Annotated in this window: 13 protein-coding genes and 1 pseudogene; 10 read left to right on the forward strand and 4 right to left on the reverse strand. The window is 71.3% G+C overall.

The window, feature by feature from the left end:
- Nucleotides 1-139: 139 nt before the first annotated feature.
- Nucleotides 140-1,177: a rod shape-determining protein gene (locus tag AC2XR2_RS13650; RefSeq protein ID WP_330267168.1), complete on the forward strand. Its 1,038-nt coding sequence runs from the start codon at nucleotides 140-142 to the stop codon at nucleotides 1,175-1,177.
- 33 nt (nucleotides 1,178-1,210) lie between these two features.
- Here the strand turns inward: AC2XR2_RS13650 and AC2XR2_RS13655 are convergent, their stop codons facing one another.
- Complete coding sequence (locus AC2XR2_RS13655) at nucleotides 1,211-2,140, reverse strand: anti-sigma factor RsbA family regulatory protein (RefSeq protein ID WP_381301991.1); 930 nt, start codon at nucleotides 2,138-2,140, stop codon at nucleotides 1,211-1,213.
- Nucleotides 2,141-2,476: 336 nt separating this feature from the next.
- On the opposite strand from AC2XR2_RS13655, the gene AC2XR2_RS13660 reads away from it, so the two are divergent.
- Both AC2XR2_RS13660 and AC2XR2_RS13665 read left to right on the forward strand, forming a co-directional pair.
- Nucleotides 2,477-3,148, forward strand: coding sequence for an ANTAR domain-containing response regulator (locus AC2XR2_RS13660; protein WP_491515166.1), 672 nt, complete (start codon nucleotides 2,477-2,479; stop codon nucleotides 3,146-3,148).
- A gap of 609 nt (nucleotides 3,149-3,757) precedes the next feature.
- Entirely contained in the window at nucleotides 3,758-5,290 is a 1,533-nt protein-coding gene (locus tag AC2XR2_RS13665) for an APC family permease (RefSeq protein ID WP_491515167.1), read from the forward strand.
- A gap of 82 nt (nucleotides 5,291-5,372) precedes the next feature.
- On the opposite strand, the gene AC2XR2_RS13670 is transcribed toward AC2XR2_RS13665, so the two are convergent.
- Entirely contained in the window at nucleotides 5,373-6,812 is a 1,440-nt protein-coding gene (locus AC2XR2_RS13670) for an amino acid permease (RefSeq protein WP_491515168.1), read from the reverse strand.
- A 553-nt stretch (nucleotides 6,813-7,365) separates the two neighbouring features.
- On the opposite strand from AC2XR2_RS13670, the gene AC2XR2_RS13675 reads away from it, so the two are divergent.
- Both AC2XR2_RS13675 and AC2XR2_RS13680 read left to right on the forward strand, forming a co-directional pair.
- Nucleotides 7,366-8,100, forward strand: a complete 735-nt coding sequence (locus tag AC2XR2_RS13675) for a FadR/GntR family transcriptional regulator (RefSeq protein WP_449348229.1) — start codon at nucleotides 7,366-7,368, stop codon at nucleotides 8,098-8,100.
- Nucleotides 8,101-8,191: 91 nt separating this feature from the next.
- A complete protein-coding gene (locus tag AC2XR2_RS13680) occupies nucleotides 8,192-9,661 on the forward strand; it encodes an APC family permease (RefSeq protein ID WP_491515169.1) in 1,470 nt (489 codons plus the stop codon).
- Between the two features lie 16 nt (nucleotides 9,662-9,677).
- Here AC2XR2_RS13680 and AC2XR2_RS13685 read toward each other — a convergent pair.
- Nucleotides 9,678-9,908: pseudogene (locus AC2XR2_RS13685) on the reverse strand (PIN domain-containing protein); the annotation flags it as partial.
- Nucleotides 9,909-9,936: 28 nt separating this feature from the next.
- On the reverse strand, nucleotides 9,937-10,170 hold the full coding sequence (locus AC2XR2_RS13690) for a type II toxin-antitoxin system VapB family antitoxin (RefSeq protein ID WP_491515170.1): 234 nt from the start codon (nucleotides 10,168-10,170) through the stop codon (nucleotides 9,937-9,939).
- Nucleotides 10,171-10,326: 156 nt separating this feature from the next.
- On the opposite strand from AC2XR2_RS13690, the gene AC2XR2_RS13695 reads away from it, so the two are divergent.
- The 5 genes from AC2XR2_RS13695 to AC2XR2_RS13715 all read left to right on the forward strand — a co-directional run bounded on the left by AC2XR2_RS13695 (nucleotide 10,327) and on the right by AC2XR2_RS13715 (nucleotide 15,468).
- Nucleotides 10,327-11,670, forward strand: a complete 1,344-nt coding sequence (locus AC2XR2_RS13695) for an amidohydrolase (RefSeq protein ID WP_491515171.1) — start codon at nucleotides 10,327-10,329, stop codon at nucleotides 11,668-11,670.
- Entirely contained in the window at nucleotides 11,660-12,718 is a 1,059-nt protein-coding gene (locus tag AC2XR2_RS13700; protein WP_491515172.1) for a LacI family DNA-binding transcriptional regulator, read from the forward strand. Before AC2XR2_RS13695 ends, AC2XR2_RS13700 begins: the two co-directional genes overlap by 11 nt.
- Nucleotides 12,719-12,778: 60 nt before the next feature.
- Complete coding sequence (locus AC2XR2_RS13705) at nucleotides 12,779-13,546, forward strand: glutamine amidotransferase (protein WP_449348233.1); 768 nt, start codon at nucleotides 12,779-12,781, stop codon at nucleotides 13,544-13,546.
- Nucleotides 13,546-14,274, forward strand: a complete 729-nt coding sequence (gene deoD, locus AC2XR2_RS13710; RefSeq protein ID WP_381301980.1) for a purine-nucleoside phosphorylase — start codon at nucleotides 13,546-13,548, stop codon at nucleotides 14,272-14,274. The genes AC2XR2_RS13705 and deoD overlap by 1 nt, the downstream gene beginning before the upstream one ends.
- 99 nt (nucleotides 14,275-14,373) lie before the next feature.
- On the forward strand, nucleotides 14,374-15,468 hold the full coding sequence (locus AC2XR2_RS13715; RefSeq protein WP_449348234.1) for a BMP family lipoprotein: 1,095 nt from the start codon (nucleotides 14,374-14,376) through the stop codon (nucleotides 15,466-15,468).
- Nucleotides 15,469-15,479: the final 11 nt, after the last annotated feature.

Genomic DNA, 15,479 nt, shown 5'->3' on the forward strand with positions numbered 1-15,479 from the left:
GGCATAACAGACAAAACCCCCCATTCAGCGGCACCCCACCCGGCCCCCCAGAAAAGGCGCCTCCTCCCCCGCCCCCGCACGATGCCACTAGGCCCGCCACCCGGCGCGGCCACGGTCTGTGCTCTCGGGAGGACCTGCGATGACCGCCAGTCTGGAGCAGCTGCGCCGCTGCCACTTCGCCGTCGACCTGGGCGCGGCGAGGACCCGGGTGTACGTGAAGGGGGCCGGGCTCGTCGTCGACCAGCCGTCGGCCGCCGCCGTGAACACCCGTACCGGTGCGCTGATCGCGGTCGGTGAGTTCGCCGAGAAGATGACGGGCCGCACCCCCGACTACATCCGGGTCGTCCGGCCGGTCTCCGGCGGCACCGTCGTCGACATCGAGATGGCCCAGCGGATGCTGCGCCACCTGCTCGGCGACAAGATCCGCCGCGCGCTGCGCCGCAAGCCCATCCTGCGGGCCGCCGCCTGCACCCCGCACGACGCCGACCCGCTCGCCCAGCGCGCCGCCATCGAGACCCTGGTCGGCCTCGGCGCCCGCCGGGTCGAACTGGTCGACACCCTGATCGCCGCCGCCGTCGGCTGCGGACTGCCCGTCGAGCGGCCCGAGGCCACCATGATCATGGTGTGCGGGGCCGCCGCGACCCAGGTCGCCGTGCTCTCCCTCGGGTCGATCGTGACCGCCGAGCGCATTCCGGTCGGCGGCGAGGCCGTGGACCACGCGATCGTCCAGCACCTGCGCCACGAGCACGAGCTGATGCTGCCCAGCCAGTCCGTACGACCGCTCCAGCTGGCCCTGTCCGGCAACGGCCTCACCCCGCAGGGCCCGGCCTCCACGGAGATCCACGGCCGGGACGTCGCCACCGGCCTCGCCCGTTCCGTGCAGGTCGACACCGCCGCCGTCCGGGACGCCATCGAGACCCCGCTGACCGCCGTCCTGGACGGCATCGGCCGGGTGCTGCGCAACTGCCCGCCGGACCTGGTGGCCGACCTCGCCGACCGCGGGATCATGATGGTCGGCGGCTCCGCCTTGCTCCCCGGGCTCGACCAGATGCTGCGGCACGCCACCGGGATGCCGGTGCACATCGCCGAACGGCCCGACGTCTGCGCCGTACAGGGACTGGGGTACATGCTGGAGGGCCGCATCGAGCCGCTGTCGCTGGACCCGCTGGCCGGCTGAGCCGCCGTAGCGCAGGCCCGAGGACGCCTGCCGTCAGAGCGCGAACCAGCAGCGGATCGTGGTGCCGTCGGGGCCCGTGTGGACGCGGACCAGGTCGGCGACGAGGTTGACCATGAGCAGGCCGCGGCCGCCCCGCTGGTCCCGGGAGGGCGGGCGACGGCCGGCCAGCGGGTCGGACAGCCGCCCCTTGTCGCGGACCTCGCACACCACGTGGCCGTCCTCGGCCCACACCCGCAGCACACCCGAACCGCCGCCGTGCACCACGCTGTTGGTGGTCAGCTCGGCGGTGGCCAGGGCCAGGTCGTCGAGCCGGGGCCGCACCAGACCGAACCGCGCGCCCGCCTCGGTGGCGAGGTGCCTGACCTCTCCGAGCACCTCGGCGACGAAGGCGTGGGCCGGGACGTCGGGGGCCGGGGGCAGCGGTTCGTTGTAGCGGGCGTGCACGGCCTCGACGTCGTACGGCCCGCTCTCCCGCTCCCGCCCGGAGCCGGCGTCGACGATCACGGGGTGGGTGGCGTAGGCGTCGGCGACGACCTGGGGGTCGAGGCGCTGGGTGTCGTACGGGCACAGGATGGTGACCGCACGCCCCTGGAAGGCGGCGTTGATCAGCGCCTCGTGCTGCACACAGGCGGGGTACTCGGTGGCGCTGCGGCCGGCCCAGATCGGTTCGCCGACGATCCGCACCCGGGTGCCGGGCGGCTGGGCGTCGGCGAAGGCCCGCAGCACCGAGGGGATGATCCGGCCGGGGTTGCGCCCGGCCTCCCGCATGTCGAGGAACCGTACGGCCTCCCCGGTGCCGATCTCCCGCTTCAGCAGCCGCAGGTTCTCGGTCGGCACGGCCACCGCCACCGGCTCCCCGGCGGCGAGTCCCTTCCGGACGAACGGCACCACGCCGGCGAGGTACTCCCGCTGGTCACGGTAGAAGAGGGCGGGATGCACGAACGGGCCCGCGGGTCCGGTCAGGGTGCTCACGGCGGCGTCACCGTGCTCCCGCGCACCAGAAGCCGACGCCGTGGCGCCTCGTACCCGATGTCCACATCCGCTCCCCGCTGTCGGCCGGACGCTCTCTCCTCCGATACGTCTCCCCTCCCGGAACTCTCTCAGCAATGTCTGGACGAGTCCGCGTTTACCCCCGACGGCCGCCGGTCATTCCCCGGCGAGCCGGGTGTAGGCCCCGGTGCTCAGGGCAGGCGCACTCCAGCAACGCCGATCCCCGCGGCCGCACCCAGGGCTAGCCGGAGGGCCGGCGGTGATCGGTGACTCAACGTCGTGACGACTGTGGGGAGCAGCGAGGCGGACATGAGCTCAGCGACACACACATCGCTCGCGGGGCGGCTGGACGCCCTGACCGTCGACGGCCGGGTGGACGGGGACCGGGCCGTGCTCGTCCCCCGCGGCGAACTGGTCCACGGCTGTGCACAGGTCCTGGCCAGGACGCTGGCGGGGTTGCCGGACGCCGTCCGCAGGGTTCATCTGGACATGCGGGAGGTGTCCTTCATGGACACGGCGGGGCTCCAGTTCCTGGAAGCGCTCGACACCTACGGGCGGCTCCGGCGCGTGCCGGTGACGGCGACCGGCTGGAACGACCAGCCGCGCCGGGTCCTGGAGACGGCCGGCCTGGATCCCGGGGACCCGCTGAACGGACCCGCCACGCGCCGGGAACCGGTGCCCTCGGTGGTGGTCCTGGAGCGCACCCAGCAGCTGGACCTGCTGCGCACGGAGGTGGAGCAGTTGCGCCGGGCGATCGTCAGCCGCCCGGTCATCGACCAGGCACGCGGGGTCCTGATGGCCACCCACGCCTGCTCCCCGGACCAGGCGTGGGACGTCCTGCGGGAGGCCTCCCAGCTCTCCAACACCAAGCTGCGCACGGTCGCCGCGGTGGTCACGGCCGGGGCCGGTGGCGAGGAACCGCACGCGTCGCCGGCGGTACGGCGGGCACTGCGGACGGCGATAGACCGGTGCCTGAACTGACGTGTGCCTGGGCCGACTTCAGCCTGACCTCACGTGTGCCTGAACTGACGTCCGCCTGAGCCGACTTCGGCGTGACATCGCTTCTGCCTGAACTGACGCCTGCCTGAGCCGACTTCGGCGTCGGCCGGTGGGTGGGGTCAGTACGGCAGCAGGCGTCCCGACGGGGTGCGGCGGTCGATCTCGGGCTGCCGGGTGTCACGGGTGGACGAGGGCCGACGGGTGACGCGAACACGGATCTGGCGGTTCATGGCGCCCTCCTCGGGCCTGGATTGCTGTTCCCCGACACGAACCAGCCTCGCCCTCGAGACCCGCCCGCACATCGTGCCCACGGAGGCACCTGCCCTGCCGCCCCGGGACGACTGCCCGCCCTCCCGCTACTCCCGGGGGAGGAGAACTACCCCCGACAACCCCCGATCAAGCCTGGTCCGCGCCACGCGGCCGGGACACGTGGAGACACCGACCCGCGCACGGGGCGCACACCGGCGCAGTACGCCCGTCCAATTTCGGCAATACCCGGTCAAGACTTCCCAATGAACGCTTGTGAGCTTGTGCGGGGGCACCGATCATTGGCCGAATCCCGCCTGTCCCGCTCATCCGCAGGAGCCCCTGGTGACCGCTGGCCCCCTGACAAAAGAGCCGGCCGGCCCGCCGGCGGCAGCCCAGTCGGAACGGCAGAAGCTGCGCAAGCACTTCGGCCGCTTCGACATCCTGTTCTTCCTGCTGTGCACGATCGTCGGCGTCGACACCATCGGCACGGTGGCCTCCTCCGGCGCGGAGGCCTTCACCTGGCTCATCGTGCTGGCCCTGGTGTTCTTCGTCCCCTCGGCGCTGCTCACCGCCGAACTCGGCGCCGCCTTCCCCGACGAGGGTGGCCCCTACATCTGGACCAGCCGCGCCTTCGGCCGCCTGGCCGGCGCGGTCAACAACTTCCTCTACTGGATCACCAACCCGGTGTGGCTGGGCGGCACGCTCTCCGTCTCGGCCGTCACCGCGTACACGACCTTCTTCAACGGCGGCAAGGACCTGAGCACCCCCGCCTTCTACGTCTTCACCCTGGTGTTCGTCTGGGTGGGCGTGCTCGCCGCGATCCTCTCCTTCGACGTCGGCAAGTGGATCCCCACCATCGGCGCCTGGAGCCGCTTCCTCCTGCTCGGCCTGTTCACCGTCACCGTCGTGGTCTACGGCGTCCAGCACGGCCTGCACGGATTCGGCCTCGGCGACTTCTCCCCCACGTACGCGGGCTTCGTCGGCCTGGTGCCGGTCCTGATGTTCAACTTCGTCGGCTTCGAACTGCCCAGCACCGCGGGCGACGAGATGACCGACGCGCAGAAGGACGTGCCGTACGCCGTCTTCCGCAGCGCCGCCCTCTCCGTGCTCCTCTACGCCCTGCCCATCCTCGGCATCCTGCTCGTGCTGCCCGTCAAGGCCATTACCGGCCTCGGCGGCTTCATCGACGCGATCCGGCAGGTCTTCACGGTCTACGGCGGCCATGTCGCCGGCGACGGCACCGCGACCCTGAGCGGGGCCGGCAGCGCGCTCGGGGACCTCGCCGCGATCCTGTTCATCCTCACGGTGCTGTCCTCGGGCGTGACCTGGGTGATGGGTTCCGACCGCGCGCTCGCCGTCTCCGGCTACGACGGCGCGGCCCCGCGCTTCCTCGGCGTCATCTCCAGCCGCTTCGGCACCCCGGTCCGCGTGAACGTCCTGAGCGGTCTGGTCTCCACGGCCGTCCTGGTGCTGGCCCACGAACTGACGAACGGCAGCGCGGCGAAGCTCTTCGGCGCGGTCCTGGGCCTGGCCGTCTCCACGACGCTGGTCAGCTACCTGGGCATCTTCCCGGCGCTCGCGGTGCTGCGTTACAGGGCTCCGCACGTGCCGCGCCCCTACACGGCGCCCGCACCCCTCGCCATCAGCGTGGTCCTCACCGCACTCGTCGTCTTCGCGACCGTGCAACTGGTCGCGCCGGGCCTCGGCGACCACTGGTTCAGCAAGGCCTACGCCCCGGACGGGTGGCACCACGGAGAGCGGGTGAAGTACCTCCTGACCGAGGCCCTCCCCCTCCTCGGCTTCATGCTCCTCGGCGTCCTCTTCTGGGCGCTGGGCAGCCCGACGCGCAGGGCGGAGGCCGACGCGAGCCGGTGACGCGAGGCGGGTGCCGCGTCACCGGCTGTGCTGCCGGCCGTGGACCGGCCCTGTGCGGGCCGGGGCTGCTACGAGGCGGTGATCACCTCTGCCGGGCCGTCGGTGACAGCCGCCCGCGGAGCAGTGCGAAGGCCACCACGCCCACGGCCACCAGGCTGGACAGGACCACCTGGTCCCGGCCGCCGCCGGAGGCGGTGTCGGTGAGCATGTAGCCGAGCACGAACACGATCAGGGCGATGGTGGCCCACGTCAGGTACGGGAAGAGCCACATGCGCACGACGAGCTTCTCCGGCGACTCGGCCTGGATGATCCGGCGCATGCGCAGCTGCGAGAAGCAGATGACGAGCCAGACGAACAGGGCGATGGCACCGGAGGAGTTGAGCAGGAACAGGAAGACCGTGTCGGGCCAGACGTAGTTGAAGAACACCGCGACGAAGCCGAAGACGACCGAGGCGAGGATCGCGGCCTGCGGCACACCCCGGCGCTTGGTCCGGCCGAACGCGGCGGGGGCGTCACCGCGGCGGCCGAGGGAGAAGGCCATGCGGGAGGCCGTGTAGAGGCCGGAGTTCAGGCAGGACAGCACGGAGGTGAGCACGATGAAGTTCATGACCTGCCCGGCGTGCGCGATGCCGAGGGAGTCCAGGGCGGCGACGTACGAGCCGTCCTTGGTGATGGCCGGGGAGTTCCAGGGCAGCAGGGTCAGCACGATGAAGATCGAGCCGAGGTAGAACACGCCGATCCGCCAGATGACGCTGTTGGTGGCCTTGGTGACCGCGCGCTGCGGGTCCTCGGACTCCCCGGCCGCCAGGGTGACGATCTCGCTGCCCATGAACGAGAAGACCACCATCAGCACACCGGTGAGGATCTTGCCGGGTCCGTTGGGCAGGAAGCCGCCGTGCGCGGTGAGGTTGGACAGCCCCGCGGTGTCGCTGTGCGTGCCCGGCAGGATCCCGAAGACCGCCAGGAGGCCGACCCCGATGAACGCGACGATGGCGACGACCTTGATCCCGGCGAACCAGAACTCGAACTCGCCGTAGGAGGAGACCGAGGCGAGGTTGGAGACGGTCAGTACGACCATCACTATCAGGGCCCAGGCCCACTGCGGCACGCCCGGTATCCAGCTCTCCAGGATCTTCGCGCCGGCGGTCGCCTCCACGGCGAGCACCACGACCCAGAAGAACCAGTACAGCCAGCCGATGGAGAACCCGGCCCAGCGGCCGAGCGCGCGGTCGGCGTAGGCGGAGAAGGAGCCGGAGGTCGGGTTCGCGGCGGCCATCTCGCCCAGCATGCGCATCACGAGCACGACCAGGGCGCCCACGAGTGCGTACGACACGAGAATGCCGGGCCCCGCGGCGGCGATGCCCGAGCCGGAACCGACGAACAGCCCCGCTCCGATGACACCGCCGATCGCGATCATCGACAGATGGCGGTTCTTCAGTCCGGCCTGCAGGCCGGATCCGGCTGGGGTGCCTTCGGTGGTGGTGACCTTGTCGGGAGCGGGTGCAGGGGGACGTGTTGTCATCGCGACATCCAGGGGTCTGGCGGGGAACGGGGACGATCCCGGCGAGGCGGACGGAGATGGCCGTGCGGATTCGCCGGGCGGGGCGCGCGGGGGTGCCGGGTCGGGGGTGGTGATCACGGACGCGGGGAGGGCATGGTGGACCACGACCGGAGGCCGGTGTCTGCCGTATCGGCCACCCGGTGACGCCGAGGAAAATAGTTCAGGGCGATCAGAAAAAACAAGAGACCCCAGCGGCCGAGGGACGGCATTCGCGCGGCACCCGACAGGGGAACGACGCCTCCCGGGCACACGCGCACACACCCTCGACGCCTCCCGCAGGCACACCCCTCCGGGCGTGAATCCCCAGCTCAGGGCCTTTTCTTCGCGACCGCCTGAACACCCTTCCCCGCTACTGCCGGACCGGTCGCGGCAGGGTCTTGTTTAACTGTTCACCTTGCTCTAATTTTTTCCTCCAGCCGCCGTCCCCGCCCCCTGGGAGCCCCTGTGCACCACACTCGCGCGAGCCCTCCTCCGGGGACCGGGACCGCGTTCAGCAGGCCGTTAGGGTGGCGTCGTGGTGAATGCAGCGGGCAAGTTCGGGCCTTACAACCAGCCGGGCCCGGCTCGGACGGCGTCGGTCACCGGCGTGGGACACGCCCGCGCCCTGCCCGGCGGGGGCCAGAACGGCTCCGATCTCGTCCGGTCGAGAATCGCGCTGCGGGTACGCCTGCGCTCCGTGCGACCGGGAGACCGGCTGCCGGACGCCGGGGTCCTCGCCGAGGAACTGGGGATCAGCGAGATCACCGTCCGCCGCGCGCTGGAGGGCATGTGCCAGGACGGCCTGCTCGACCGCCGGCGCGGACGGGCGGGCGGCACCTTCGTCGCGCAGGACTGGGACACCGTCGTCGCCGTGATGCACGACGCCGAGGAGGCCGCCGCACTGGACGCCTTCCATCTGCTGCTCGAATGCGGCCTCGTGGCGCACGGCTCGGGAGAAGTCCCGGCCGAGCGGCTGGAGGGGCTCCGGGCGCTGGTCGATGAGACGGAGCGGACCGGCGATCCGGCACACCTGGCCGAGTTGGAGGCCCGCTTCCACCTGGACCTCGCGGAGACGCTCGGCGGCGCCGGAATGCGCGAGCTCACCGCCGACCTGCTCGGCCGGCTCTGCCTGCTGCTGCCCGCGCCGCACCCCGAGGCGGTACGGGCCCTGAACCACTGCCACGCCGAACTGCTCACCGAACTGGGCCGGGGCGCGACCGATCCGGCCGTACAGGCGGTGAAGGCGCACCAGCGATCCCGGCACCGCTGACGCCCGCTCGTGCCGGTCCGACCGTCGAAAAACCCGCGCCGGTGGCCGGACCGGCGCCCCTCAGGCCACCACCGCACAAGGAGTTGCCGCCATGCCCCACCCCGGAGCAGGCCCGCTGTCCCCGCCGGGTCCCGTCGGCGGCGCCTCGCAGCGGCTGCGCGGCGGCGTCCTCGGCATGGCGGACATCGCGGCCGCCACGATGGCCAACGTCGGCCCGGCCATGAGCTTCTTCTTCGGCTTCGCCTTCCTGGCCACCACCGCGGGCGTGGCCTCACCCCTGACCATCGTCGCCGCGGGCGTCGCGGTCGCGCTGCTCGGCAACACGCTGGCGGAGTTCTCCCGGGCACACCCCTCGGCGGGCAGCTTCACCACCTTCGTGGGCAAGACCTTCGGGCCCGTCAGCGCGGTGACCACGGCACTGCTGGCGGGGCTCGGCTACATCATCGCGATGGCCTCCGTCATCGCCATCTCCGGCGGGTTCGTGCAGATCACCCTGTACCACTACACCGGCGTGGACCTGCCGTGGATCATCTGGACCCTGCTGCTCACCGGGCTGGCCGTGGGGCTGATGCTGCGCGGGATCGTGGTCTCCACCAAGTGGGCCGGCTACTTCTTCGGCGTGGAGATGCTGGTCCTGGCCGTGGTCTCGGTCGCGGCGCTCGTGGAACACCGCGGCTCCCTCTCCCTCGATCCGTTCCTGCCCGGCCACATCAGCCACGGCTTCAGGGGACTGGCGGCGGGCTTCCCCCTGGCGGTGTACCTGTTCGTCGGCTGGGAGAACTCGGCCGCGCTCGCCGAGGAGACGGAGAACCCCCGGCGCAACGTCGGCCGCGCGGTGTTCTCCTCCATCGCGATCATGACAGTGAGCTACGTGCTCTTCGCCTACGCCACGGTGACCGGCTTCGGCTACGACGTGAACCGACTCGGCGCCTCCCCGATCCCGTTCATCGAGGTGGCCCAGCACACCCTGGGCGCACTGGCGTTCCTCACCTACCTGGGCGGTCTGACCTCCACGCTGGGCGTGCTGGTCGCCGGCATCAACTCCCAGGCCCGCGTGGTGTTCAACGCCGGACGCGAGGGACTGCTCCCCTCCTTCTTCGGCTACGTGCACCCCACCCGTCGTACGCCGAACAACGCGATCGTCACCTTCGCCGTCACCGCCCTGCTGATCATCGGCGGCTGGGGCCTGGGCCACCTGCTGGGATCCGGCGGCGACTCCATGGACCCGGTGGTCTTCTTCACCGAGTCCTCGACCCTCGGCACCATCCTGATCCTGCTGGTCTACCTCGCCTCCAACATCGCCCTGCCGCTGTACTACCGCAGATACCGGCCGCAGGAGTTCCGGGTGGTCCGGCACCTGGTGCTGCCCGCGCTCGGCACCGCGGCCATCCTGGTCCCGCTGTACTACCTCGCCAAGCCGGGCCAGCCCGCCCCGTACAACTGGTTCCCGTACGCGGCCCTGGCCGCCCTGCTCGCCGCCGTCGGCTACGCGGCCCTTCTGGTCCGCCGCGACCCGGCTCTGGCCGACCGGGTCGGGTCCGTGGTCGCGGACGCGGACTGAAGGCACGGAGCCGAGATCAGCCGCGTACGTCCCGCTGCTGAACTTCCTTGAGCACTCCGGCCACGGTCGCGAAGTCGGTGTCCACGTGGAGGACGGTGTGCCCGTGATGAACCGCGGTCGCACACACCAACAGGCCGATCGCTCCGGCCGCACGATGCTGCCCTTGCTGGGTCAGTTTGTACTGGGCGGTATCCACCCAACGCCAGGCAGTCTTCGAAACGGGAGAGAGCCGGCACAGTGCGTCCACAGCGCGGACGTGTCGAGCAGGTATGTGATCACTCAAAAGCCTCGCGCCGGGCACGCTTGCCCGCGTCATGCGCCGCCGCGGCCTGTTCGCACTCGCCACGCGCACCACGCGCGGCCAGACGCTCTGCGGCTTCGAGGCGCTTGATCCGTGCCACATAGTCCCGCAGGGCCGTGTTGACGGTCTCCTTCTTCGTGGTGGCACCCATCAGCCGCATGGCCTCGGCGAGTGCCTCGTCATCGAGATCAATCCGCGTGACGGACATCCGCCCACCTCCAGCATCCGTGCTGTGCGCCGACGGAACACATCACTACATTGCCGCCCCCATGCAACTCGGAACCACCCTCCGCGACCCGGCACGACCAGGGCTTGTGCAAAACGTTTTGGATCCTTAACGTCCGGTTCGAACGGAAGGATCCGCATGACGCGCCGACTGATCGTGACGTCCTGCTCGGTGCTCGTGACGCCCGAGCAGGCCCCCTGCCGAGTGGAGACGGACCAGGACATCCTGGTCCAGGACGGAGTGATCGCCTGGCTGGGCCCGGCGGGCTCCGGGCCCGAGGCACCCGGGGTGGAGACCGTGGACGGCACGGGACTGCTCGCCGTGCCCGGTCTGGTGAACGCCCACACGCACGGACCGATGACGCTGATGCGCGGCGCCGCCGAGGACGTGAGCGTGGAGGCCTGGTTCAACGAGCGGGTGTGGCCCATGGAGGTCAACCTCACCCCCGCCGACATCGGCCTCGGCGCGGAGCTGGCCTGTGCGGAGATGCTGCTCAGCGGGGTGACCACGTTCGCCGACCACTACTTCCACGCCGAGCGGATCGCCGACGCCGTCGTACGGAGCGGTATCCGGGCCGACCTCGCGCCGACCTTCTTCAGCAGCAGGGGCCGCGCGGCCCTGGAGGAGAGCGCCGAGACCGCCGTAGCCCTGCACGGCACGGGCGACGGACGGATCACGGCGTCGCTGGGCCCGCACGCGCCGTACACCGTCGACGACGCGGACCTGGTCCGTCTCGCGGAGCTGGCCCGGGAGGCGGGCCTGCGCATCCACATCCACGCCGCCGAGCACCTCGAGCAGACCGAGTCGAGTCTCGCCCGGCGCGGCATCACCCCCATCACGGTGCTGGAGCGGACCGGGGTGCTGGACGCGGGCGCGCTGATCGCGCACGGGTGCGGCATCGTCCCGGACGACCTGCCGACCCTGGCCGCGCACCGGGACCGTACGGGCGTGGCCTGCTGCCCGAAGGTGTATCTGAAGCACGCCCTGCATCCGCTCACCCCGGTACGGGGCCTGCTGGACGCCGGTGTCGCCGTCGGGGCCGGGACGGACGGGGCGGCGGGGCACAACACGCTGGACGTGTGGGAGGCGATGCGGCTGATCGCGCTCACCCAGAAGCAGGCCGAACGGGACGCGACCTGGATGACGGTCTCCGACACCGTCCGGCTGGCCACGCGTGGCGGGGCCCGGGCCCTGGGTCTCGGGGACCGGATCGGCGCGCTGGAGCCGGGCCGGGCCGGGGACATCGTGCTGGTCGACCTCGGCGGAGCGCACTGCCGTCCGGTGCACGACCCGGTGGCGGCCCTGGTCTACAGCGCCCGCGCGAGCGATGTGCGCACGGTCGTGGTCGACGGCCGGGTCGTGGTGCGGGACGGCCGGCTGCTCACGGTGGACCTGCCCGCGCTGCTGGCCGAGATCGAGGCACGCGTGCCCGCGCTTCTCGACACCTCGCACGGCAGGGCGGTGCAGCACTATGACCCCTGAGCGGGACGTGGAGCCGGGGCGCCGCCGGTTGCGGCGGCCCGCGTCGATCAAGGACGTGGCGGCCGCCGCCCGGGTCAGCCCGACCACCGTGTCCCACGTGCTGAGCGGCAACCGCCCGGTCGCGGAGGAGACCGCCGAGCGGGTCCGCGCGGTCGTCAGCCGGCTGGGTTACGTCCCGGCGTCCACGGCCCGCAACCTCCAGGCCGGTTCGACCAACGTCATAGGTCTGCTGGTGCCCGACATCACCAACCAGTTCTTCGCCGAACTCGCCAAGGGCGTCGACGACGCGGCCCACGACCTCGGCTACGGGGTCATCCTGTGCAACACCGAGTTCGACCCCGACCGCGAGGACCGCTATCTGGAGATGCTCCGCGGCCGGTTCATCGACGGCATGGTGTACGCCTCCGGCTCGCCGCCCTCCCGTAACCGGCTGGCGTCGCTGCTCGGGCGGTTCCCCATCGCCCTGGCCGACGAGGTCGTCCCCGGGCTGCTGGAACAGACCATCCTGGTCACCGCCGACCACCGCGCCGGCGGCCGGCTGATCGGGCAGCACCTGCGGGAGCTGGGCCACCGCCGGGTGCTGGCGATCAGCGGGCCGGTGGACCTGGTCAGCAGCCTGGAGCGGATCGCCGGTTTCCGGGAGGCGTTCGGCGATACGGGCGTCACCGAGGTCGAGGGCGCGTTCGTCGAACGGTCCGGCTACGACATGGTCGCCACGGCCCTGGAGCGCGGCGGTCCGCGTCGCTTCACCGCGGTGTTCGCCGCCAACGACCTGATGGCGCTCGGCGCGGTCGCCGCCCTGGAGGACGCGGGCCTGCGCGTCCCCGGCGACGTCTCGGTGGCGGGCTTCGACGACATCATGCTCGCCTCCCGCGTCCACCCCCGCCTCACCACCGTCCACCAGCCCGCCTACGACATCGGCCGCACGGCCGGCGCCCAGCTCCTGAGCTACGTCCACCGGGACGAGGTACCCCCCGCGTCCCGGCACATCCTGCCGGTCCGGCTGAAGGTCCGCGACAGTACGGCGCCCGTGCGCCCGGCCCGCTGACCGGGGCACCGCCGCCCCACCACCCCACTCCACACCCCTCTTGTGAAAGGCCGTACAGCGATGCCCCATGTCCTCGTCGTGGGTGAGTCCTGGTTCACCCACTCCGTCCACCAGAAGGGGTTCGACTCCTTCTTCACCTCCGAGTACGTCGAGGGCGCACAGGTCTTCCTCGACGCGCTGCGCGACCGCGGCCACACGGTGACGTACGTCCCGGCGCACGAGATAGCGAGCAGAGTGCCCGCCACCGCCGAGGGCCTGGACGCCTACGACGTCGTCGTGATCAGCGATGTCGGGGCCAACAGCTTCCAGCTCACCCCGCAGACCTTCGCCCACTCGGTCCCCGCGCCGGACCGCACGGAACTGCTCCGGGGGTACGTCGAGCGCGGCGGGGGCCTGCTGATGGTCGGGGGCTACCTCACCTTCACCGGCATCGACGCCAAGGCCCGCTGGGGCCGCACCCCGCTGGCCGCCGCGCTGCCGGTCACCCTGCACGACCGGGACGACCGGGTGGAGCTGCCCGCCGGGGCCGCACCCCGGGTCCTCGCCCGGCACCCGGTGGTCGACGGACTGGACGCGACCTGGCCTGAGCTGCTCGGCCTCAACGAGGTGGCGGTACGGGAGCGCGCGGAGCTGCTCGTCGAGTGCGCGGGCCATCCGCTGCTGGCGGTCGGCGAATACGGCGCGGGGAGGTCGGCGGCCTTCACGTCGGACCTGGCGCCGCACTGGGCCCCGCCCGGCTTCCTCGACTGGCAGGGCTATCCCGAGCTGTGGGACCGGCTGGTCCGCTGGCTGTCCGGCACCCCGGCAGAGACAGAGGAGCAGGCCTGATGGTCACCCCCCACCTCTCGGCCGCCCCCGGCGACTTCGCGCCGGACGTGCTGATGCCCGGCGACCCGCGCCGGGCCCGCCGGATCGCGGAAACGATCCTTCAGGATGCCCGGCTGGTCACCGACGTGCGGGGCATCGAGGGGTACACCGGAACGTACCGAGGGGCGCCGCTGTCCGTGCTGGCCTCCGGTATGGGCATGCCGTCCGTCACGATCTACGCCACCGAGCTGTTCCGCTTCTACGGCGTGCGTCGCATCGTGCGGGTGGGCACCGCGGGCGCCCTCCCCGCCTCGGTGCGGCTGCGGGACGTCGTCGTGGCCACCGCCGCCCACACCGACTCGGCGATGGGCAGCCGCCGTATCGACGGAGTGCACCTCAGTCACACCGCCTCCTTCGGCCTGGCCGCGGCGGCCGCACGGGCCGCCGAGACCGGGGCCGGTGGTGGAGCACGCACGCACATCGGGCCGGTGTTCACCACCGACCACTTCTATCTGGAGCGTCCGGCGCTGTTCGAGCGGCTGGAAGCACACGGGACCCTCGCCGTCGAGATGGAGGCCGCGGGCCTGTACGCGACCGCCGCCGCCGAGGGCGGCCAGGCGCTCGCCGTCCTGACCGTCAGCGACCACGTGCGCCGCGCCGAGGCGCTCACCCCGGCCGAACGGGAGACCGACTTCGACAGGGCCGTCACCATCGCGGCCACCGCGCTGCTCCCGGAAACAATCTCCTAACGCGAGAGAACACAAAGACCCGTAGCCAAAACGTTTTGCATTGCATAGCTTTCGGCCAATGACCGGGAATGCCCCCCGCAGAGAAAGTGAATCCAGGCGATGAACAAGATCAGAATTCTGGGAGGCGTCGCCGCGCTCTCCCTCGCCCTCGCCGCGTGCGGCGCCTCGACGGACTCCGACTCCGCCCGGTCCGGGAAATCCGGAAAGCTGAGAATCAAGTTCGTCATCAACGGAAACCTCGGCGACCGCTCCTTCTTCGACTCCGCGTACGCGGGCCTGAAGAAGACCGAGAAGGACCTCGGCTACAGCCTGAAGGTCGTCGAGCTGGGCAGCGACCGCACCAAGTGGTCCTCCGGCTTCGAGGACGCCGCCGCCGGCGACGACTACGACGTGCTCGCCGCGGGCACCGTCGACACCGTCGGCTTCGTCTCCAAACTGGCCCCGGAATACCCGGACAAGAAGTTCTGGCTCTTCGACGGCTCCGTCGACTACACGGGCAAGAGCGGCTGCTCCAACAAGTGCGCGAACGTCTACTCGGTCACGTTCAAGCAGAACGAGGCCGCTTATCTCGCCGGATTCCTCGCCGACAAACTCGTCGCCGCCAACTCCCTTCCCGGCAGCACCGGAAACGGCAAGGTGGGCGTGATCGGCGGAGTGAAGATACCCGTCATCGAGGACTTCGTCGTCGGCTTCAAGGCGGGCTTCGAGGCGGCGGGCGGAAATCCGTCCTCCGGTGTCCTCGTGCAGTACGTCGGCGGCGACAACCCGTTCGGCGACCCGGCGAAGGGCAAGCAGATCGCCTCCGCGATGTACGGACAGGGCGCCGAACTGGTGTGGCCCGTCGCCGGATCCTCCGGGCTCGGCGTGTTCGAGTCGGCCGTCGCCGCCAAGCGGTACGCCTTCGGCGTCGACTCCGACCAGTACAAGACGCTCACCGACCCCGCTCAGCGGGAGACCGTCGTCACCTCCATCCTCAAGAACGCCGGCAACGCCCTCTACCTGGCGGCCGAGGCGAACAAGGCCGGCACGCTCGCCTACGGGAAGCCCGCCGCCGTGGGCCTGGCCGAGGACGGCGTGGGTTACGTGGACAACGCCAACTTCGACAAGCTCGTCCCCGCCGCCGTACGCGCCGAGCTCGAGGCGCAGGCCGCGAAGGTCAAGTCCGGTGCCGTCAAGGTCCCTTCGGCCTTCTGACCTCCGAGGAA

The organism is Streptomyces sp. LS-MS-L19, assembly GCF_058382285.1.